This window comes from Cognatilysobacter bugurensis (genome assembly GCF_014652095.1).
In the GTDB taxonomy this organism is placed as follows: domain Bacteria; phylum Pseudomonadota; class Gammaproteobacteria; order Xanthomonadales; family Xanthomonadaceae; genus Cognatilysobacter; species Cognatilysobacter bugurensis.
Genome location: NZ_BMYD01000016.1, coordinates 1 through 1,039, shown reverse-complemented (window position 1 = coordinate 1,039; position 1,039 = coordinate 1). Strand labels below are relative to the sequence as shown.

Annotated in this window: 1 protein-coding gene; it reads left to right on the top strand. The window is 64.0% G+C overall.

The features are described 5' to 3' along the window. Positions 1-323 precede the first annotated feature (323 nt). On the top strand, positions 324-1,039 hold a 716-nt coding region (locus IE075_RS15510; RefSeq protein WP_189458006.1), incomplete at its 3' end, for an outer membrane beta-barrel protein.

The following is a 1,039-nucleotide window of genomic DNA, read 5'->3' as shown; positions in this document are numbered from 1 at the left end:
GACGCCTCGCGTCTGGCCGGTCCGATCGGCTACGGCGAGACCCGCCCGCTCGAGCAGACGCCGGAAGAACTGCCGGCGTGCAAGAACGAGCGTAACCGCCGCACCGAGCTCAACGTCCAGAACTAAGCGGACGTTCGAAGCTTAAAAAGCCCGGCCTCGCGCCGGGCTTTTTTTTGGGCGCGCAGAGCCTCAGGTGCTGGCCGCCAGCTTGTTAATTCTCGTTAACGATTCGCGGCGGACGTGTATGATCGCGGCCGGCACGCCTGTTCAGCTAACGCTGGCGGCTGTTTCTTGGTTCGACCCATTTCCGCAGGAGTACCGAAATGAAGATTCGCATGCTGAGCAGTGCGCTGCTCGCCGGCCTCGCATTCGCTCAAACCGCAGGCGCGCAGGATTTCGACGACCGTTGGTACCTTGCCGGTGCAACCGGATTTAACATCCAGGATGACGAGCGTGGCACCCGCAACGCGCCCTTCGTCGCGCTGGGCTTCGGCAAGATGGTCAGCCCCGCGTGGTCGGTCGAGGGGCAGCTGAATTATCAGAACGCGCAGTTCGATGCGAACCAGGACCTCAACTGGAGCCAATACGGTGTCTCGCTCGACCTGCGCCGCCATTTTCTGGCTGAAGGCCGCAACTGGGGCCCTTATGTCCTCGTTGGCGTCGGCTCCCAGCGCTCCGAAGAGGAGTTCGATGCTTCACCGGCGCCGGTCTCTCCCGGCCAGCGTGAGAACGGCAATCTTGCGGCGAAGATCGGCTTCGGTCTGCAGAGCGACATGAGCGGCGTCGGCATCCGCACGGAACTGGCCTACCGCGCTGATTTCGACGACATGAGCGTTAATGCGGTGGATTCCGACTGGTTTGGTGACGTGCTTGCTTCGGTGGGCGTCGTGATCCCGCTGGGTCCGGAGCCTGTGGCTGCGGTCGCCCCGGCGCCGGCGCCGGCTCCGAGCGCGCCGAACTGCGCCGATCTCGATGACGACGGTGACGGCGTCAACAACTGCAACGACAAGTGCCCGGGCTCGCAGGCCGGCCAGACGAT